17 protein-coding genes are annotated in these 18,791 nt (G+C 63.7%); 7 read left to right on the top strand and 10 right to left on the bottom strand.

Annotated elements, in window-relative coordinates; genetic code table 11:
• Position 1: 1 nt before the first annotated feature.
• From DBV08_RS09440 to DBV08_RS09415, 6 genes are all read right to left on the bottom strand, one after another.
• The gene (locus DBV08_RS09440) at positions 2-1,060 is read right to left on the bottom strand and encodes an isopenicillin N synthase family oxygenase (protein ID WP_234036602.1); all 1,059 of its coding nucleotides are present in this window, start codon (positions 1,058-1,060) and stop codon (positions 2-4) included.
• Positions 1,061-1,204: 144 nt separating this feature from the next.
• Positions 1,205-2,308, bottom strand: a complete 1,104-nt coding sequence (locus DBV08_RS09435; protein ID WP_003945979.1) for an inositol-3-phosphate synthase — start codon at positions 2,306-2,308, stop codon at positions 1,205-1,207.
• The gene (locus DBV08_RS09430; RefSeq protein ID WP_003946014.1) at positions 2,301-2,864 is read right to left on the bottom strand and encodes a PadR family transcriptional regulator; all 564 of its coding nucleotides are present in this window, start codon (positions 2,862-2,864) and stop codon (positions 2,301-2,303) included. Before DBV08_RS09430 ends, DBV08_RS09435 begins: the two co-directional genes overlap by 8 nt.
• A gap of 116 nt (positions 2,865-2,980) precedes the next feature.
• A complete protein-coding gene (locus DBV08_RS09425) occupies positions 2,981-3,751 on the bottom strand; it encodes a DUF1707 domain-containing protein (protein WP_124567272.1) in 771 nt (256 codons plus the stop codon).
• A 9-nt stretch (positions 3,752-3,760) separates the two neighbouring features.
• Positions 3,761-4,582, bottom strand: coding sequence for a DUF1707 domain-containing protein (locus tag DBV08_RS09420; protein ID WP_124567271.1), 822 nt, complete (start codon positions 4,580-4,582; stop codon positions 3,761-3,763).
• A 9-nt stretch (positions 4,583-4,591) separates the two neighbouring features.
• Complete coding sequence (locus DBV08_RS09415; RefSeq protein WP_095971669.1) at positions 4,592-5,431, bottom strand: DUF1707 domain-containing protein; 840 nt, start codon at positions 5,429-5,431, stop codon at positions 4,592-4,594.
• 128 nt (positions 5,432-5,559) lie between these two features.
• Between DBV08_RS09415 and DBV08_RS09410 the strand changes: the two genes are divergently transcribed.
• The 3 genes from DBV08_RS09410 to DBV08_RS09400 all read left to right on the top strand — a co-directional run bounded on the left by DBV08_RS09410 (position 5,560) and on the right by DBV08_RS09400 (position 10,309).
• Positions 5,560-5,979 carry a DUF5318 family protein gene (locus DBV08_RS09410; protein ID WP_042448217.1) on the top strand — a complete coding sequence of 140 codons (420 nt, stop codon included), beginning with the start codon at positions 5,560-5,562 and terminating at the stop codon, positions 5,977-5,979.
• Between the two features lie 562 nt (positions 5,980-6,541).
• Complete coding sequence (locus DBV08_RS09405; RefSeq protein WP_124567301.1) at positions 6,542-8,692, top strand: transglycosylase domain-containing protein; 2,151 nt, start codon at positions 6,542-6,544, stop codon at positions 8,690-8,692.
• Positions 8,693-8,731: 39 nt separating this feature from the next.
• Positions 8,732-10,309 (top strand): glycosyltransferase family 87 protein, encoded by a 1,578-nt coding sequence (locus DBV08_RS09400; RefSeq protein WP_095971670.1) that lies wholly within the window; start codon positions 8,732-8,734, stop codon positions 10,307-10,309.
• Positions 10,310-10,311: 2 nt separating this feature from the next.
• Here DBV08_RS09400 and DBV08_RS09395 read toward each other — a convergent pair whose 3' ends face one another.
• Positions 10,312-10,611 carry a LuxR C-terminal-related transcriptional regulator gene (locus DBV08_RS09395; protein ID WP_047888681.1) on the bottom strand — a complete coding sequence of 100 codons (300 nt, stop codon included), beginning with the start codon at positions 10,609-10,611 and terminating at the stop codon, positions 10,312-10,314.
• Between the two features lie 187 nt (positions 10,612-10,798).
• Here DBV08_RS09395 and DBV08_RS09390 point away from each other — a divergent pair, with 187 nt between their 5' ends.
• Positions 10,799-14,641: a helix-turn-helix domain-containing protein gene (locus DBV08_RS09390; protein ID WP_124567270.1), complete on the top strand. Its 3,843-nt coding sequence runs from the start codon at positions 10,799-10,801 to the stop codon at positions 14,639-14,641.
• Positions 14,642-14,647: 6 nt separating this feature from the next.
• Here the strand turns inward: DBV08_RS09390 and DBV08_RS09385 are convergent, their stop codons facing one another.
• The 3 genes from DBV08_RS09385 to DBV08_RS09375 are packed head-to-tail and all read right to left on the bottom strand — an operon-like array spanning position 14,648 to position 17,412.
• The gene (locus DBV08_RS09385) at positions 14,648-15,427 is read right to left on the bottom strand and encodes a DUF4190 domain-containing protein (RefSeq protein WP_124567269.1); all 780 of its coding nucleotides are present in this window, start codon (positions 15,425-15,427) and stop codon (positions 14,648-14,650) included.
• Between the two features lie 45 nt (positions 15,428-15,472).
• Positions 15,473-16,057 (bottom strand): GNAT family N-acetyltransferase, encoded by a 585-nt coding sequence (locus DBV08_RS09380; protein ID WP_124567268.1) that lies wholly within the window; start codon positions 16,055-16,057, stop codon positions 15,473-15,475.
• Entirely contained in the window at positions 16,057-17,412 is a 1,356-nt protein-coding gene (locus DBV08_RS09375; RefSeq protein ID WP_124567267.1) for a glycosyltransferase family 87 protein, read from the bottom strand. The genes DBV08_RS09380 and DBV08_RS09375 overlap by 1 nt, the downstream gene beginning before the upstream one ends.
• A gap of 210 nt (positions 17,413-17,622) precedes the next feature.
• Here DBV08_RS09375 and rpsF point away from each other — a divergent pair, with 210 nt between their 5' ends.
• The 3 genes from rpsF to rpsR all read left to right on the top strand — a co-directional run bounded on the left by rpsF (position 17,623) and on the right by rpsR (position 18,781).
• Positions 17,623-17,910, top strand: coding sequence for a 30S ribosomal protein S6 (gene rpsF, locus DBV08_RS09365; protein ID WP_003941237.1), 288 nt, complete (start codon positions 17,623-17,625; stop codon positions 17,908-17,910).
• Between the two features lie 64 nt (positions 17,911-17,974).
• Positions 17,975-18,499 (top strand): single-stranded DNA-binding protein, encoded by a 525-nt coding sequence (locus DBV08_RS09360; protein WP_003941248.1) that lies wholly within the window; start codon positions 17,975-17,977, stop codon positions 18,497-18,499.
• Between the two features lie 39 nt (positions 18,500-18,538).
• Positions 18,539-18,781, top strand: coding sequence for a 30S ribosomal protein S18 (gene rpsR, locus DBV08_RS09355; protein ID WP_003941245.1), 243 nt, complete (start codon positions 18,539-18,541; stop codon positions 18,779-18,781).
• The last annotated feature ends 10 nt before the right edge of the window (positions 18,782-18,791 follow it).

Raw genomic sequence — 18,791 nt, 5'->3', positions numbered from 1 at the left:
TTCAGGTAGCGCTTTGTGCCGCAACGATGTCCGGCCACCATCGGGCCGCGACATCGGGGTGCGCGCGTAGTCGACTCTTGAGGGCGTTCGCCCCGTAGGAATCGTGGATCGGGTTGTTCGCGTCCACGGTGACGCCGGTGGCGCGCGCCGCCAGCTCGGGCGGTAGGTCGAACTCCGGGATCTGCGCTGCGTAGTTCGGGTTGAAGAAGAACGGCACCGAGATACGTTCGCCGTCGCCCTCCGGTGAAACTACCCGGTGCACAGTCGCTTTCAAGTAACCGCCGGTAGCGACCTCGAGCAGTTCGCCGATGTTGACCACCAGCGCCCCGTCGATCGGCGGTGCGTCGATCCAGTCGCCGTCGTGCTCGACCTGCAGACCGCCCTTGCCCGGTTCGACATAGAGCAGAGTCAGCACACCCGCGTCCTTGTGCCCGCCGACGCCCTGGGAGCCGGCACCTTTCGGGCGGCCCGGGTAACGCACGACCTTGATGAGGATCGACGGATCGTGAGCGAACGCGTCGTCGAAGATGTTCGCATCCTGCCCCAGGGCTACCGCCCACTCGCGCAGGAGGCTCAATGCGATCGAGGTGAGCGTGTCGTTCCACTCGGTGATGACGTCGCGGAGTTCGGGAAGGGCATCGGGCCACTGGTTGGGGCCCTGCAGGATCTCCCAGGCCGGTGAGGTGTCGGTGCGCTCGGCCGCGGGCTGTTCGGCGCCGATGTCGATCTGCTCGCGCCAGTCCTGCTTGCCTTCGGTCAGTTCGCCGCCGAGCCTGGTGTACCCACGGAAGTGCGGGCTGCGGACGTTCTCGATCGCGAGCTTCTCGGCAGTCGGAAGCGCGAAGAACTCGCGTGCGACGGAGAGGAGGCGTCGCTGCAGGTCGTCAGGAATTCCGTGGCCCACCAGATAGAAGAATCCGACCTCGTGGGTGGCCTCGCGGAGCTGAGTGCGGAACTGCTCGGCGGTGTCGGGGTTCTGCGCCAGCGACAGATCGAGCACTGGCAGCGACGTAATCGACATGGGGTCCTCGATCCGTGTGATGGTTCTGATGTCCATCATTCCACGCTGATCGGCACCCGGACCCGCACGGCGATTCGGCAGCCGCAGGCGTGACTACCCGCGCGGATGCGGAAACACCCTGCGGATAACAGAATCGGGGCCTTGCGCCGTTGGCGCAAGACCCCGAATCAGCGTGAACCTAAATCAGGCCTCGTCGGCTCCGATGATGAACGCTTCGAGCTCGATGCGAGCTTTGTCGTCGGCCATCTGGACCGGCGGGGACTTCATCAGGTAAGCGGAAGCCGGGTAAACCGGTCCACCGATGCCGCGGTCCTTGGCGATCTTGGCGGCGCGGACGGCGTCGATGATGATGCCGGCAGAGTTGGGCGAATCCCAGACCTCGAGCTTGTACTCCAGGTTCAGGGGAGCGTCACCGAAGGCGCGGCCTTCGAGGCGGACGTATGCCCACTTGCGGTCGTCGAGCCACTCCACGTAGTCCGAGGGACCGATGTGGACGTTGCGGTCGTGAACCTTGCCGGCAAGTGCGCCGGTCAGGTTGGACGTCACGGCCTGGGTCTTGGAAACCTTCTTGGACTCCAGGCGATCACGCTCGAGCATGTTCTTGAAGTCCATGTTTCCACCGACGTTGAGCTGGTAGGTGCGGTCCAGCACGACGCCGCGGTCTTCGAACAGTTTCGCCATCACGCGGTGGGTGATGGTGGCGCCGACCTGGCTCTTGATGTCGTCGCCGACGATCGGGACGCCGGCGTCCTTGAACTTGGCAGCCCACTCCGGATCGGAAGCGATGAAGACGGGCAGGGCGTTGACGAATGCAACGCCCGCGTCGATCGCGCACTGTGCGTAGAACTTGTCAGCGTCGTCGGAACCGACGGGCAGGTAGGAGACGAGGACGTCGACCTGAGCGTCCTTGAGTGCCTTGACGACGTCGACGGGCTCGGCGTCGGACAGCTCGATGGTCTCGGCGTAGTACTTGCCGATGCCGTCGAGGGTCGGGCCACGCTGAACGGGAACGTCCAGGGGCGGGACGTCGGCGATCTTGATGGTGTTGTTCTCGCTCGCGAGGATCGCCTCGGAGAGGTCGAAGCCGACCTTCTTGGCGTCGACGTCGAACGCAGCGACGAACTGCACGTCGCGGACGTGGTACTTACCGAACTTGACGTGCATGAGGCCGGGGACCGTCTGGGTCTCGTCGGCATCCTTGTAGTAGTGGACGCCCTGAACCAGGGACGAGGCGCAGTTACCCACGCCCACAATGGCTACGCGCACCGCGGTGCTGTTCTCACCCATGGTCGGGTTCTCCTTCTTTCCGGGATGTTCCTGTTGTCGATTGCTCGGCTGCGATCAATTCGTTGAGCCAACGCACTTCGCGTTCACTCGATTCGAGTCCGAGCTGATGGAGCTGACGGGTATAGCGGTCCAGCGATCCGCTGGCCCGACCGACGGCCTCGCGGAGCCCCTCACGGCGCTCCTCGACCTGGCGTCGCCTGCCTTCGAGGATCCGCATCCGCGCTTCTGCGGGGGTGCGGCTGAAGAAGGCGAGGTGAACGCCGAAACCGTCGTCGGTGTAGTTCTGCGGCCCGGTGTCGGCGACCAGTTCGGTGAACCGTTGCCGACCTTCCGGAGTGAGCTGGTAGACGCGACGCGCCCGACGCTTGAGAGTGCCGGTGGCAGTGTCGACGTCTTCCGAGATCAATCCGTCGGCTTGCATGCGCCGCAGTGCCGGGTACAGCGATCCGTACGAGAACGCGCGGAATGCGCCGAGCAGACCAGTGAGCCGCTTACGCAGCTCGTATCCGTGCATCGGTGACTCGAGGAGCAGCCCGAGGATTGCGAGTTCGAGCAACTGACAAACCTCCCGAGTCGTTGAACCTAACCGCCTGATGCGATAACCAACTATATCGCGCCGATATATAAAACCACACTGCGGCCCGATACGTGTACCAAGGTGTCACGGCTAGATCAGGGGGTGAACGGGTAGATCGACATGATTTCCCCGTCGAGGCCGGCTGTCAGGTACCCGCTCTCTTCGAGGTCGTTGCCGACGTGAATCTCGATGGTCGGCACGGTGTCGGTGCTCTCGACAGAGACGTATCGTGTGGTCGGATTCTGCACCGACGTCGTGGTTCCGGCGCCGTCGAGCAGGGCGATCACGATGCGAGGATCGAGCTGTGTGACGTCGATCTGTGCCACGTCGAGTTCGCGCGATCCTCCCGAAGTCGTGTCCTCGAGGTCGCCTCGGTAGTAGCTGTCGAGGGCCTTGCGCGGTGCGGCAGGATCGGCGCGCGTTATGCGTGCATAAGTGGGATAGATGGTCATCTCGTCGACCAGTCCGCTGCCGTACTCCGTTTCGATGGCACGGAACATCGCCCCCAGGCCGTCGACGGTGTGCAGCTGTGGCTCGGGGCTTGAGAAGATCGTGACGTCCGACGCCACATATTTGATTCCGAAGCCGATTGCCGACACCAGTGACAGAGCGATGATCGCAAGGGCGATCCAACGGCTGTCGAGCGAAGGTTCCTTCCGCAGGATGGGCAGAGACGCCTCGGTCTGCAGATCCGACGTCAAGTCTTCGAGATCGCCGAGAGTGACTGCCACCGAGGCGAGTTCGGTCAATTCGTCGTGCTCGGTCGCCGTGAGTTGCCCGTCGGCGAAGGCGGAGTCCAGCACGGCGCAGGTGGCCTCGCGATCGGCATTGCGAGCGCGGGTGGTCCTGGTCAGATCGTTCGGCATGTCCGGGGCCTATCGAGGAGTGAAGGGAGACAAGCGGATCGGGCGGCCATCCGGGCTCAACTCCATCGAGCCGCTCGCGCCGAGGTCGTTGCTCACGTAGATGGAAACGCGTGGATCCTGACCCGATGAGCTCATGCTGATGTGTGTGACCTTGGCTTCGGGGACGTTGAGATTTGCGGACGCTCCCGCCAGATACCCGGCGAGTTTGTCGATGTCGACGGCAGCGAGGTCGAAGGTGACAGTGCTGGCTGCTCGAGTCGAGGTGCTGTCGCGTGGTGTGAAGCCGCCTCGAAAGTCGATGTCTTCCTCCAGATTCGGCGAGATAGTGGCGGCGCGAGTAACGCTTGCATAGCCGTCGTAGAAGTTGACGGAATCGATTGTCGTCGTGCCGTACTTGGCGCTGTATCTGATGATGAATTCCCCGATCCCGCTTGCGGTGAGCGTGTTCAGCGTCGAACTAACAATGGGGGCAAGCGGTCCGACCGGTTCGGCTGCCGCCGGTGGAGGCGGTGAGGGTGAATCGTCGGCGGACAAGGTGAGGAACCCGATCAGGGTTGCGAAGACAGCCGACGCGGCCGCGAGGTACCAGATCTTGTCGATACGACGAACTTTCGCGACGGCGTTCCGCAGCGTCGCTTTCTGCAGATCGCGGACCAGTAGATCGAGCTGGCCGAGGGTGGTCGCGGTCATGGCCGCAGCCGTCCGGTTCGCGTGCTCGTCGACCGTGATCTGTCCGTCGGACAGAGCCGTATCGAGAACGGCGCAGGTATCGGAACGGTCGACGTCGCGCGCACGGGTGCGCGTAGAGGTAGTAGTCGGGGACCCACTCACCGGCTCACCCTAGCTCCCGTACGGGTAGGAACGAGAGATCTCGCCCCACGGCGTGACCTCGATACGGCCACCCTCGCTGCGGTCGTTCTCGGCATAGATCGCGATCTCCGGGACGCCGTAGTTCGCGTCCACGATCAAGTGCGTGATCGTGGCGTCCGGCACCTTGACGTATTCGGCGATGTTTTCCATGAACGGCGCGAGTTTGTCGATCTGGATGGAACCGAGATCGAAGGTCGGCTGGCCCGTTCGCCGCGGAATGGACGTTACTTTCCGCTCGAAACCGTCGCGAAAACTGATGGACTCGGTGAGAGCAGGAGTGTCGGAGGCCGCCCGGCTCACCAGGGAGTAGTCGCCGTGGAAGCTGGCGTCATCGATGAACATGTCGCCGAACTCGTCGCGATACCTCTCGATAAATGCGCCGATACCCTCGGGAGTCAAAGTGTCGATGTGTGCGATCAGGATCGGTTCGACGGTCGGTTCCGGCACCGGGGTGGTGGTCGCCAACGGTGGGGCGAGGGAGGTGCTGCTGGCATAACTGGCGGTGATGTCTTCCGAGGGCGTCAACGGTGAGCGACTCCACGCCACAGCGGCGACCGCGCCGACGACGATCAGAGCAGCGCCGCCGATGAACACGGCCTTTCGTGCCGTCGACGTCCGAGGCACCGTTTTGGTCGCGATCTTCGGCACCTGCAGATCGTTGACCAGGCGTGCGAGTGCGAGCAGGGTCTTCGCGGACCTCGCCTTCTCGGTCCGTTCGAAGTAGTCGTCCGCGCTCAACTGCCCTTCGGCGTACGCGGCGTCCAACACATTGCACGTTTCGACGCGATCAAGATCACGAGCGCGCGTCATCGGAGAACGGGAAGACTTCACAGGAAGTGATCGTAATGGCTGGTCGCCATGCCTCCAGCCCCCGAAATGTGTTCATCGTGACCCTCCCGAACCGTCCGTCGCGGAGCGGACGCACGTACGCTGGTCAGGTGCGGATACAGCGGCAAGTTGTGGACTACGCGCTCGCGCGTCGGTCTGTGCTGGCCGAAGTGTCTGCGGGTAGGACCGACGTCAAGCAAGTGTGTGACGCGGATCCGTACCTACTCAGAGCCGCGAAGTTCCACGGCCGGGGCAGCGACGTCGTCTGCCCTATTTGCCGCAAGGAACAGTTGACGCTCGTGTCCTGGGTGTTCGGCGACAAGCTCGGTCAGGTTTCGGGATCGGCCCGAACCTCGGACGAGCTCGCTCGGCTTGCGGAAACAGCAGAGGAGTTCACGGTGCACGTTGTAGAGGTGTGCCGTACCTGCAGTTGGAACCACTTGGTGCAGTCCTATGTGCTCGGCGCAGTACCTGCGCCGCCGCGACCGCGGCGAGCACGCCCACCAAGCCGGCGCACCGCCAGCGAGTAACGCCACACCCGAAGAAGGGCCCGATCGAAGTCTGCACGTGATCGGTCCGTGACCACTGGAGATTTGATTCGTGAGTTCCCCCAGCAACAACAACCCGGGCGGCAACAACCCGGGTGGCCGTCCCGTCGGTCCCAACCGTCCCGCCGGACCTCCTCAGGGTCGTCCGCCGCAGGGACGTCCCATGGGTCCACCACCGCAGGGACGTCCTCCGATGGGTCCGCCCCCTCAGGGTCGTCCGCCGCAAGGACGTCCGATGGGCCCCCCGCCTCAGGGTCGTCCCCCGCAAGCCCGACCTTCGGGGCCGCCTCCTCAGGGCCGCCCCGCCGGTCCCCCGCCTCAGGGTCGTCCCCCGCAAGCCCGACCTGCCGGCCCGCCGCCTCGAGATCGAGCCGCAGGCGCTCAGGCCAACGAACCGACCCAGCGCGTCGCGGCAGCAGCAGCGACCACCCGAACCAATGCGGGCACCCGCCCGCCGGTCGGTCCTCCGCCGACGAAGCCGCCGACAGGTGGCTCCGGTGGCGGTGGCGATGACGGACAACCTCCGAAGGGAAAGAAGAGCACCGTGAAGAAGAAGTCCAAGTGGCGCACAGTTCGCCGCTCGGCCTACGTCTTGGTGGCGCTCGGTCTTGTTCTGCCCGTCCTTGCCTTCATGGCCGCGTACATCGTGCAGGACGTCCCCAAGCCCGGTGACCAAAAGACCAATCAGGTGGCGACGGTCTTCGCCGCCGACGGAAGCACCGTGATCGCTACCGTCGTCCCGCCGGACGAAGGTAACCGCGTCGAGGTCTCACTCGATCAGGTGCCGATGCACGTTCGTAACGCCGTTCTGGCCGCGGAGGACCGCGATTTCTACTCGAACCCGGGCTTCTCGATCTCCGGTTTCGCGCGCGCAGCCCGAGACAACGTCCTCGGTCGCGACAGCGCCGGTGGTGGCTCGACCATCACGCAGCAATACGTGAAGACGGCGCTCGTCGGCTCGGAGCGTTCGCTGACGCGAAAGATGAAGGAACTCGTTCTCTCTTCGAAGATGGCCAACGAGTGGTCCAAGGACGACATTCTTGCCGCATACCTGAACACCATTTACTTCGGTCGTGGTGCGTACGGTATCGAAGCCGCTTCCAAGGCGTACTTCGGTAAGCCCGTCGACCAGCTGTCCATCGAAGAAGGCGCCGTCCTGGCGTCGTCGATTCAGCTTCCGTCGCTCCTCGATCCCGAGACCAACCCGACCGGTGCCAAGTCCCGTTGGGATTACGTGCTCGACGGCATGGTGTCCGCCGGCACGCTGGATCAGGCCGCGCGCACGCCGATGCAGTACCCCGCCTACGTCCCGCTCGCTCAGGTCGACAACAGCAGTCAAGGTTCGACCGGACCCGAAGGACTGATCAAGCGTCAGGTGCTCAAGGAGATCGGCGACGCCGGAATCAGCGAGCAGTTGCTCAACACCGAGGGCTTGCAGATCACCACGACCATCGACCCGCAGGCTCAGGCCGCAGCAGTCGAGGCCGCGCGTTCCAACATGGAAGGTGAGCCGGAGAACCTGCGCACCGCAGTTGTCTCGGTCGACCCGAAGACCGGAGCCGTCAAGGCGTACTACGGCGGTGAAGACGGTGCGGGATACGACTTCGCGAATGCCGGACTTCAGACCGGTTCCTCGTTCAAGGTGTTCGGCCTCGCGGCTGCTCTGGATCAGGGAATCCCGCTCTCGCAGATGTACGACAGCTCGCCGCTGACCGTCAACGGCATCTCCATCGGCAACGTCGAAGGTGAAAGCTGCGGCACCTGCACCATCGCCGAAGCGCTCAAGCGTTCGCTGAACACCAGCTTCTACCGTCAGATGCTCAGCCTCGACGGCAACGGCCCGCAGGAAATCGCGGACATCGCTCACAAGGCAGGCATCCCGAAGGACATCCCGGGCGTCGGCCCGTCGCTCACCGAGGCTGACGGTTCCGGCCCCAACAACGGCATCGTGCTCGGCCAGTACCAGGCCCGCGTGCTCGACATGGCGTCGTCGTACGCGACGCTCGCCGCATCCGGCACGTATCACGCACCGCATTTCGTGCAGAAGGTCGTTGCCGCCGACGGCACCGTGCTGCTGGACCGTGGCGCACCCGCGGGTGAGGATCGCATCGACGCCGCCGTGGCGGACAACGTGACGGCCGCGATGCAGCCGATCGCGGCGTATTCGCGCGGTCACAACCTGGCCGGCGGACGTCTGTCGGCGTCGAAGACGGGTACCGCGCAGCTCGGTGACACCGGAGCCAACAAGGACGCGTGGATGGTCGGCTACACGCCGTCACTCTCGACTGCGGTCTGGGTCGGAACTCCCGACGGTGAGGCGATCACCAACTCGGGCGGCGCGATGATCTACGGCTCGGGTCTGCCTTCGGACATCTGGAAGGACACGATGGACGGCGCCCTCGAGGGCACCGACAACGAGAAGTTCCCGACGCCCGGCAAGATCAACGGTCAAGCCGGTGGTGTTCCGGAGTACACGGCACCTGCACCGCCCAAGACGTCGGCGCCGCCGACCACCACACCGACGACGACGGAAACCACTCCGCCGCCCGTGGTGACGACGACGCAGGTCGAGGTTCTTCCGGGCATCACGATCCCGATTCCTGGCATCTCCCGGCCGACGACAACCGCGCCGCAGGTACCGGGGGCAGGCGAGACCACCGAGGAAGAACCGGCAGGTGTGAGCCCCGGCCAGTAGTTGGAGGGTGGTCGGTTCGAAAGACGGTAACCTCGCGGAGTGGCCGCGAATGCTGATGATGCCGAACCGACCTCCCCCGCTCCGCTGGCCGAAGATCTTCGTTCGGCGGATTGGCGGGACGTTCCCAGTCGCAACGACGCGATGGTGTCTGCGCTGTCGGGAACCGTCGGCGGTCCGGTAGGTCGTCACGCACTGATCGGACGCACTCGCTTCTTCACCCCGATGCGAGTGATTCTTCTGCTCGCCGTGGTGTTCTTGGCTTTCGGCTGGTTCGCGAAGGCCGGTTGTATTCAGCAGGCTCCGGTCGGCGAGAGCGGGCAGGTCGGCCTCGACTGGAGTGGCAGCCGTCAGTACGTGGCGATGTGTTACTCCGACACCGTTCCGCTCTACGGAGCCGAACGCCTCGATCAGGGCGCTTTTCCGTACAAGACGTCGTGGGAAGAAGTACGCGGCGACGGTTCGATCCAGATGCGGTACATGGAGTATCCGGTCATCTCGGGGCTCTATCAGTACGGGGCGATGAAGGTCGCCAAGGCGTGGGATTCGATCACCTGGCTGCCGGGCGCGATTCAGGTGGCGCTCTATTTCAACGTCGTCGCGTTCGGGTTGGCATTGGCGTGGCTGGTCACCGTGTGGGCGAGCACCCTGCTGGCCGGACGACGGGTGTGGGACGGCGCGCTGATCGCCTGTTCGCCCCTGGTGATCGTGCACGTGTTCACGAACTTCGATCCTCTGGCGACGGCGTTCGCGGCCGGCGGATTGTTGGCGTGGGCACGCAAGCGGCCCGTGCTCGCGGGAATCCTGCTCGGCCTGGGCGGAGCCGCGAAGCTCTACCCGCTGCTCCTACTCGGACCGCTTTTCGTCCTGTGTCTGCGCGCGGGCAAGACGAGGGACTGGCTGGTGACCGCTCTCAGCGCCGTCGCGGCATGGCTTGCGGTGAACCTTCCGATCGCCGCGCTGTACCCCCACGGTTGGTACGAGTTCTTCCGGCTCAACTCCGAACGCGGGGCCGATCCCGATTCCCTCTACAACGTGATCGCGTCGTTCACGTCGTGGAAGGGCCTCGACGGTCCTCTCGCACAGGGTGAGTCGCCGTCGAATCTCAACGCCGTTTCTCTGCTGCTGTTCGTGGCAGTCTGCATTGGTGTCGGTTACGTCGCCCTGACGGCGCAGCGTCGTCCGCGGGTTGCGCAGCTGTGCTTCCTGTTGGTGGCGGGCTTCCTGATCACCAACAAGGTGTGGAGCCCACAGTATTCGTTGTGGCTCGTGCCGCTGGCCGTGTTGGCCTTGCCGCACCGCCGACTTCTGCTCGCGTGGATGACCATCGACGCCCTGGTCTGGGTTCCTCGAATGATGTACTACCTCGGGGTGTCCAACAAGGGGCTGCCCGAGCAGTGGTTCACCGGCACCGTCGTGATTCGCGACATCGCGGTACTTGTTCTGTGCGCGCTGGTGCTCCGGCAGATCTACCGGCCGTCGGAGGATCTCGTGCGGTACGGGTTCATCGACGATCCCGCGGGCGGTGTTCTCGATCAGGCGCCGGACAAACAACCCTCCTGGCTACCGGGTTGGCTGAAGCCGTCCAAGGCGAAGGAACCGGAACCCGTCACGGTCTGAGGTCACCATTCGTCGAGGGTGGTGTACCCGTCCTGGACCGCGCGGGCGAACAACGCTGCCTTCGTGGGGGCCGGCCGCCCGACGTCGCTGTACTTCGTGCGGATCCGAGTGATGTGTGTGTTGACGGTGCAGACGCGGAGGTCGAGTGTCTCGGCGACCTCGGACTTGGAGTCCGAACGAAGCCAGGCAAGAAGTACTTCGATCTCGCGGACGCTCAGCTTCGGCTTGTGCTTGCCGTGCTTGGGGTTGCCGACTCGGGACACGTTTGCCTCGATCTTCGAAGAAATGCCGATTGAAGACATGCGAGTAGCGCCTTTCGACGGAGGGGATGGGCGTCGACTGCCGTATTTGCAGAAGGGCTGCTGACTTCGGGCGCGACTGAGAACGAGTATTTCGATCGAGGCGTCTCAGTGGAACGGGCGCAACTCTCTCGATACAGAGTCCATACAACGGACAAATCCCCTACCTGCTCCGATAGAGTGCGTCGCTATGAACTCGAAGGCGGAAGCCGGTAGGCACAGTCAGGTCGATCCCGCCAAGATCGAGTCGCGTGGACAGTTTGCTGAGGCGCTCACGGCGTTGCGGAAGGCAGCCGGACTGACGATTCGCGAAGCGGTCGAGCGTTCGGGTGGTTTGCACGGAACCGTCAGCGGATGGTTTGCCGGCCAACACCTGCCGACGCCGGCGAGTACCCCGATGTTTTTCGCGCTCCTCGAGGCGTGCGGCGTCGATTCCGAGGATGAGCGGCAGCGCTGGATCAGTGCGGTGCAACGAGTGAGGCAGTTGACGGCCAGACGACGCGGCGACGCCACCGTTCCGTATCGAGGTCTCGAATCGTTCCGGCAGGAGGACGCCGAGTGGTTCTTCGGTCGAGACGAACTCACTGCCAACTTGGCCGAACGGGTGGCGTCGGCGATACGAGGTGAAGGTCGCCGTCAGTTCATGGTGATCGGCGCTTCCGGATCGGGTAAGTCGTCGTTGCTGCGGGCCGGGCTCGCCCCGAAGATCGCCGGCGACGATCCACGGTTCGACGGCTGGCAGGTGCAAATCCTGCAGCCGGGTACGGGAGGAATTCCGTCGTCGATCGGCGCCGAATCAACCGTCCTGATCCTCGACCAGTTCGAGGAACTGTGGACGCAGTGTGACAGCGATCGACGCGAGGAAATGTTGCAGACTCTCGCGGAACTCGGTGAGAACACCATTGCCGTCATCGGCATGCGTGCCGACTTCTACGGGCTCGCAGCGGAGGAACCGCTTTTGGTGCCGCTGCTCGACGACTCGCCGATGGTGGTCGGGCCGCTGACCGAGGAGCAGTTGCGCGAGGTGATCGTCGAGCCGGCGGTCAAGGCCGGGATGACCGTGCAGAGCGAATTGGTTCAGGTTCTGATCTCCGAGCTGACACCACGCGGTTCGCGCGCGGCGAGCGACCCCGGCGCTTTGCCCTTGCTCTCACACGCGTTGTTGGGGACCTGGCAACGGTCGACGCGTAAGACGCTGACCGTCTCGGATTACTACGCCACCGACGGGATTGCCGGAGCAGTCCAGCAAAGCGCGGAGGAAGTGTACGGCGAGCTCACAGAGAGGCAGCAGCAGTTGGCGCGCAGGATCTTCCTGCGATTGGTCAACGTCGACGAAGTGACGCAGACGCGACGGCGCGCACCGCGCACCGAACTCTTCCTCGGTGACGACGTCGACGACGTGAACACCGTCATCGACCGGTTCGCCTTACGACGCCTTCTCACCGTCGACGAGGAGACCGTCGAGGTTTCGCACGAGGTCTTGCTGTCCGCGTGGAGTCGGCTTCGCGATTGGATCGACTCGGACCGGGCCGGCCTGGCGGTGCATCGCAGGTTCACCTACGCGGCGCAGGTGTGGGAAGACAGTGGACGCGACCCTGGCGCGCTGCTCGGACCCGCGCGTCTTCACCTGACGGAAGAATGGCTGAACTCGGGCGAACTCGGTCTCCCGTTGGAGCCGAGCCAGACCCGCTCCGCCGACCTCAACGCCACCGAACGGGAGTACCTCGCCGCGAGCATCGAGCATCGTGATCAGCAGGAATTCGCCGATCGACGACGTACACGCGTGCTACGACGGCTCGTGACTGCGTTGGCGGCAGCGTCGGTGATCGCTCTTGTGTTGGCGGTGGTTGCCACCGTCGCCGGTATCGGAGCGAACCGTCAACGTGTCCAGGCGGATACCGCGCGCGACGAGGCGATGTCGCGGCAGGTTGCCACCGAGTCGATAAGGATGCGTGAACGGGATCCGTCGCTGGCGTCGCAGCTCGCTCTGGCGGCATTTGCGGTCAACGAAACGACCGAAGCCCGCTCGGCATTGCTGGATGCATCCGGCGTTCATTCGGCTACCCGCATCATCGGACCGCCCGGCGCGATGAAGGCGCGGATAAACCCAGCCGGAACTGTTGTGGCGGTGGGTGGTTCGGACGGGAAGGTCAGACTGTATCCGATGGTGGACGGTGTGGCCTCAGCTGTTCCGCAGGCGGAGTTCCTCGGAGTCTCGGAGGGCACGGCCCTCTTTGCCGTCGCCTACAGCCCGGACGGACGGTTGCTTGCCACCGGTGGTGCGGGCGGTGCTGCACTGTGGGACGTGTCGGATCCGAGGAACCCGGTGCGTGGAACTCTTCCGGTCGACGGTGAACGAGTCGTGCAGGACATGGAGTTCAGCCCCGACGGAACCAAGCTGGTTGCCGGTACCTCGACGCCCGACGTCCTGCGATGGAACATCGACAGCTCCACGAATGCCGTTGCCTTGCCTGCTCTTCCGCATCCAGCTGACGGCATCGTCACCGCGACGTTCAGCCCCGACGGACGCTTCCTCGTGGCGGGCGGGCGTCAAGCGACAATGCGCGTGTGGGACGTCGCGAAGTGGGGTGAGGAATCGGCGCCGATCTTCGCGACCGAGCCCAACGGCACCACGGTCCATTATCTCGGCGTCGCCTTCAGCCCGGACGGGCGTGAGCTTGCTGCGGGAACGACTGGCAGGGAGGTGGTTCGGTGGGACATGAGCGACCCGGCGCGCCCGACTCCCCTTCCTGCACTGACGGGATTCTCCAGTTACGTCAACGAACTCAACTACGGCAAAGACGGAACACGCCTTGCTGCCGGAAGTTCCGACAACTCCGTGCGCGTATGGGACCCACGAACCGGGGCGTTGATCGAAACACTTCCGGACAGTGGGGCGGTGACCACCGTCGACTACAGCGACGACGGCCGCAACCTGATCACCGGAGGTCTGAACGGCGTCACTCGCGTGTGGGCTCTGCCCGGTCCGGTCTGGGCGGGACCTCGGGACACGATCTTCACCGGTCCCTTCGCCGCGGACGGCTCGCGTCTGGTGGCCGGCGTCGGCGCCAGGGGCGGCGCGATGTTGGCGTGGAACACCGAGGATCTCGATCGCCCCGCGATGATGCCGGAGCTGAAACCGCAAGGGGCCGACTCCTTCACCGGAGCATCGGCGGTCTCGGCAGACGGGAACCTGGCTGTGAGCGGCACCGGCGGCGGCGGTGCATATCTTTGGGACCTGAGTGATCCGGCGTCGCCACGGATCTACAGCGAACCTGCGGTGTACGTGAAGGGCATCGTGGCGGTTGTCGCACTGAATCCCGCCGGAGATCTGCTGGCGGTGTCTTCGCAGGACGACAACAGCATTGCGTTGGTCGACGTTTCCGACCCGTCGGCTCCGAAGCTGCTGTCGTCGACCGATGTCGGCTCTTACCCGCAGATGATGGCATTTCAGCCGGGTGCCGATATCCTCGCGATCGCGAACGCCAAGAACGAAGTGGATCTGTGGGACGTGTCGAGCGCAGCGTCGCCCCGCGTGGCAGCGACGGTCGGTGGATTCGAAAGTTACGCACTAGCAGTGTCTTTCAGTGCCGACGGAACCCTGTTGGCCGCCGGAAGTGCGGATCACAGTGTCGCCATGTGGGACGTACGCACACCGTCGGCACCCGAGGAGCTCGCTCGTCTTGTCGGCCCCGAGGGCGCAATCTATTCGATCTCGTTCAACCGCGCCGGTGATCGGCTCGCTGCGGGTGTCGGCGACGGAACCGTGTGGCTCTGGGACATCGAGACTCCCTCGCGGTCAACACGATTTGCGACGCTGTCCGCCTACCCGGGCCGCGTCAACGATGCGCAGTTCGCCGGCGAGAGTGACATGATCGCGGGCAGTGGGTCGGACAAGACGGTTCGCTTGTGGGGAATCGACCCCGACAGCGTCGTTGATCGATTGTGCCGCACCGCAGGATCTCCCATCACGGAAGCCGAGTGGGAGCGTTACCTGCCCGGTGTTCCCTACCAGGATCCGTGCGCCGGCTGACGCAGGTCAGTTCATCCAGAACTCGAGCGCCGCTTCCCGACCCAGTTCGCCTCCGCTGCCGGTGATGACCAGTCCGGCGGAGGTGAGCTTGTATGTCACGTCCTTGTTGGTGACGGTGAATCCGTTGCCGGTGGGGGTTGGATCGTCGAGTTCGATGGTGGCGCCGTCGCTCAGCCGCTGACCCTTGTAGTAGTAACGGCCGACTCCGGTTTCGCAGATCACGATTCGTGATCCGGTCGTGACGGCGATGGCGACGGCAGGATTGGTCGAGTTGCAACTGGGTCCGCCGGAGACGAAGCCCTGACGGTCGGTGCCCGAGACGGTCGGCGCCGGACCGATCGAGGTTGTGACGCGTGGGGGTGTCGTCGTTCTCGGCGCTGTGGTGGGTGCGCTCGGCGCCCGAGTCGTGGTCGTGGAGTACGAGTACGGCGTCGTGTAGGTGAAACTCCGCGAACTCGCTTCATCGGCGGCGTTGCCGAAAGCGGCCGCGAGCAGCCCGAAGAACGCGATCCACACGATCACGGCCAGGATGCCCAGTGCGGTGAAGATGTAGCCGATGATCAGACCGGCAAGGGCGAGTCCGTCGCCTTCCTCTCCCGTCCGTTTGATCTGTCCGCGTGCGATGTGCCCGAAGACGATCCCCAACGGCGCGATGAGGAACGCGAAGACGAGAGCGAGTACCGCGAGTGTGTTGGTCGGCCGCCTGCCGTACGGATCGGGCTGCCCGTACGGAGCCGGTTGCCAATTCTGATTGCCCTGGTACCCGTACCCACCCTGATCGCTCATGAGGTGAATCTTGGCATGGACTTCGCCGAAGAGTGCAGGTGATGGCTAGTTTCGGGTACGTGTCTCCAGCTGAGGCGCGATGGCCGGCCAATCGTCGTCGGTCATCGCGAACAGCGCTGTTGTCCGCCAACTGCCGTCGGCGCGGCGTCGGTGCTTGCGCAGCAGGCCCTCGAACTGAGCGCCGAGCTTTGCGATCGCTGCCCTGGACTGTTTGTTGAACTCGTCCGTGTGCCACTCGACGCGTACGGCTTCGAGCTGGTCGAAGGCGTGACGAAGCAGGAGCAGTTTCGATTCGGGATTGATCCCGGTTCCCTGAACCGATCGCGACAACCACGTGTATCCGATTGCAAGACTGCGGTTTACCGGGTCGATCTGGTACATCGACGTGGTACCGACCACGGCGTTCGTCGCGATGTTCACCTGCGCGAAGGCGATCCGATTGGGGTCGTCGGTGGCTGCAGCGATGTACTTCCGTGCCTGGTCCCGATCGGTGATGGGCGACGCGGTCCAACGAAAGATGGCCGGGTCGTCGGCAGCCGCGAGCAGAGCGTCGGTGTGCGCGACGCCCAGGGGTTCGAGTCGGACACGATCACCGGTCAGCGTCGGTGATTCGAACCATGAGGCAGTCATCAGGCGTGCTCCCGTGAGTGTGTCGGAAGGTTGTTGTCGGAGTTGGCAATCTGATCGGTCCCGCCGGCAAGCGGATACCGCAGCGGGACTCGTAGGAACAGGACGAAGAACACGGCGAGCAGGATGACGTGGCCCCACACGCTCGCCTGGACGACGGCTTCGTACTTGCTCGGATCGAGATTCATGTCCAGTTGGTAGAAGTACCGGAAGATGCCGATGCCCAACGCCGCGTCGACGATCAGATAGGCGACGATCCAGAACCACCGGATCTTGAACAGGACGAGGAACGGCAGGATCCACAGCGTGTACTGCGGTGAATTGACCTTGTGCAGCAACACGAATCCGCACAGCATCGAGGCACTGACCGCAATCCACGGAAAGTAGCCGTCGCGGACGTAGCGTCGCCAACCCAGATACATCGCGAGCGCGAACGACGCCAGGATCATCACCGGAGACAGAATGCTCACCAGTGCGTCGTAGTCGGCGTTGAGTTCGCGAACCCCGAAACCGTAGAACGGGCGCAGCCCCCAGAACCACAGTGAGTTGGTGGTGATGTCTGCGCTTCGCTTCTCCTGGAAGCTGAACGACGCGCGCCAGCCTTCGTACGAGATGAGGGCGAACGGAAGGTTGACGAGGACGACGGTGACGATCGCCGCTCCCGCCGTCATCAGCGCTCCACGAACGTCGAAACGCTTGCCTTCGGTGCCGCGTAGGAGCACGTAGGCCATGAGCGGCAGGACGAACATTCCCGGGTACAGCTTCAAACAGAAACCGATCGCCAGGATGACGGCCGCCAGAACCGCGCGAGTTCGCAGTGGGATCCGCTCGAACGTCATCAGGAAGATCGCGCCGACGCTGGTGGCCACCACCGGGAGCTCCCAGTTGTGGAATGCGTACAGAACCAGGGGCGGAGTCGCCGACCACACGAGCGCGTACGCGCCGCTCATCTTGCCGAGCATCCACGCCGTGAGCAGTCCGAAAGGAGCCAGGATCAGTGCCGAGTGCAGAAGGAAATCAGTGTCGGTGTGTGAGCCGATACCGCCCAGCCACATCAGAATTCCGCTGAGCACCGGGTATTCGACGGTTCCGCCGGTCAGGAATCCTTCGGGCGTTATGCCGCCGGTGACGAAGGGGAACAGATGCTGATCGATGCCTCGTCCGAGCCAGAGCAGTTGAATGTCGGAGTAGCAGACGTCGATGTTCTTGTTGACGTCGAAGTTCAGGCTTCGGCCGTCGGGCGCGAACGGTGCACCGCCGCATCTGGCCTTGTTGAAATAGCCCAGCGCCATCGTCAGCCCGCACAATCCGACGACCAACGCCAGGATCGACGCCGGGGTCTTGCGGTCTGTTCGCATGATTCTCACCCTAGGGGGCGCAGTGCCTCGCGGGGTGACACGTCTGCGCCACGCGTCGCGTATCGACCTGGCGGTCTTCGCGGATGGGCGGGACGATTTCCCTGGTCAAGGCCCCTCGTGTAACCTACGAGGGTTGCTGACGCAACGACCCTCCTGCCACGGATAGTCCGTGGCCGTTTTCACTTAGTCCACAGGAGGTGATGAGGTCTTATGCGTCATTACGAATTGATGGTCATCCTTGACCCCAGCCTGGACGAGCGCACTGTCGCTCCTTCACTGGATACGTTCCTCAATGTTGTGCGCCAGCACGGCGGCACGATCGACAAGGTCGATGTCTGGGGTAAGCGTCGTCTCGCCTACGAGATCCTGAAGCATGCTGAAGGTATCTACGCGGTGATCGACATCAACGCCACTCCCGCCACCGTCGCTGAGCTCGATCGTCAGCTCGGTCTGAACGAGTCGGTTCTGCGCACGAAGGTTCTGCGCCACAACAAGTAATTACTGTCGGTAGCGAGCTCTACTCTCGCGCCCAACGGTCTTACATCAATGCAGGAGGAACCACATGGCTGGCGACACCATCATCACCGTCATCGGAAACCTGACGGCTGATCCTGAACTTCGTTTCACCCCGGCGGGTGCCGCGGTTGCAAACTTCACGGTTGCTTCCACGCCCCGCACCTTCGACCGTAATTCCAATGAATGGAAAGACGGCGATGCACTGTTCATGCGTTGCAACATCTGGCGCGAAGCAGCCGAGAACGTCGCGGAGAGCTTGACCCGTGGCTCACGAGTAATCGTGAGCGGCCGGCTCAAGCAGCGTTCGTACGAAACTCGCGAGGGCGAAAAGCGAACTGTCGTCGAGCTCGAAGTCGATGAAATCGGTCCTTCACTGAAGTACGCCACGGCAAAGGTCAACAAGGCCAACCGTGGTGGCGGCGGTGGAGGCGGCAACTTCGGCGGTTCCTCCGGCGGATCGGGTGGCGGACGTCCGAGTGCTGCACCTTCGGGTGGAGACGATCCTTGGGGCAGTGCGCCTCAGGCTTCGGGCTCCTTCGGTGGTGCGGGCAGCGACGAACCGCCCTTCTGATCCGTACCTGATCAGGAACATCCAGAAAAGAGCAAAGACATGCCGAAGCCGCCCTTGCGCGACAAGGTTATGAAGAAGAAGGTCTGCACCTTCTGCAAAGAGAAGAACACGCAGATCAACTACAAGGACACGACGTTGCTTCGTAAGTACGTCAGCGATCGCGGAAAGATCCGTGCTCGCCGTGTCACCGGCAATTGCGTCCAGCACCAGCGCGACGTTGCCATTGCCGTCAAGAACTCACGTGAGGTAGCACTGCTGCCTTACGCCACCGTGGCTCGCTAAGGAAAGGGAG

It is taken from the genome of Rhodococcus sp. KBW08 (assembly GCF_003852455.1).
GTDB lineage: Bacteria > Actinomycetota > Actinomycetes > Mycobacteriales > Mycobacteriaceae > Rhodococcus_F > Rhodococcus_F baikonurensis.
This window is presented reverse-complemented; position numbering and strand designations above follow the sequence as displayed.

Bases quoted from the DNA above. Each gene is read 5' to 3' on its own strand.
- DBV08_RS09440 (WP_234036602.1), bottom strand. From the start codon at position 1,060: ATGATGGACATCAGAACCATCACACGGATCGAGGACCCCATGTCGATT.
- DBV08_RS09435 (WP_003945979.1), bottom strand. From the start codon at position 2,308: ATGGGTGAGAACAGCACCGCGGTGCGCGTAGCCATTGTGGGCGTGGGT.
- DBV08_RS09425 (WP_124567272.1), bottom strand. From the start codon at position 3,751: ATGCCGAACGATCTGACCAGGACCACCCGCGCTCGCAATGCCGATCGC.
- DBV08_RS09415 (WP_095971669.1), bottom strand. From the start codon at position 5,431: ATGACGCGCGCTCGTGATCTTGATCGCGTCGAAACGTGCAATGTGTTG.
- DBV08_RS09395 (WP_047888681.1), bottom strand. From the start codon at position 10,611: ATGTCTTCAATCGGCATTTCTTCGAAGATCGAGGCAAACGTGTCCCGA.
- DBV08_RS09390 (WP_124567270.1), top strand. From the start codon at position 10,799: ATGAACTCGAAGGCGGAAGCCGGTAGGCACAGTCAGGTCGATCCCGCC.
- DBV08_RS09385 (WP_124567269.1), bottom strand. From the start codon at position 15,427: ATGAGCGATCAGGGTGGGTACGGGTACCAGGGCAATCAGAATTGGCAA.
- DBV08_RS09380 (WP_124567268.1), bottom strand. From the start codon at position 16,057: ATGACTGCCTCATGGTTCGAATCACCGACGCTGACCGGTGATCGTGTC.
- DBV08_RS09375 (WP_124567267.1), bottom strand. From the start codon at position 17,412: ATGCGAACAGACCGCAAGACCCCGGCGTCGATCCTGGCGTTGGTCGTC.
- rpsF (WP_003941237.1), top strand. From the start codon at position 17,623: ATGCGTCATTACGAATTGATGGTCATCCTTGACCCCAGCCTGGACGAG.
- DBV08_RS09360 (WP_003941248.1), top strand. From the start codon at position 17,975: ATGGCTGGCGACACCATCATCACCGTCATCGGAAACCTGACGGCTGAT.
- rpsR (WP_003941245.1), top strand. From the start codon at position 18,539: ATGCCGAAGCCGCCCTTGCGCGACAAGGTTATGAAGAAGAAGGTCTGC.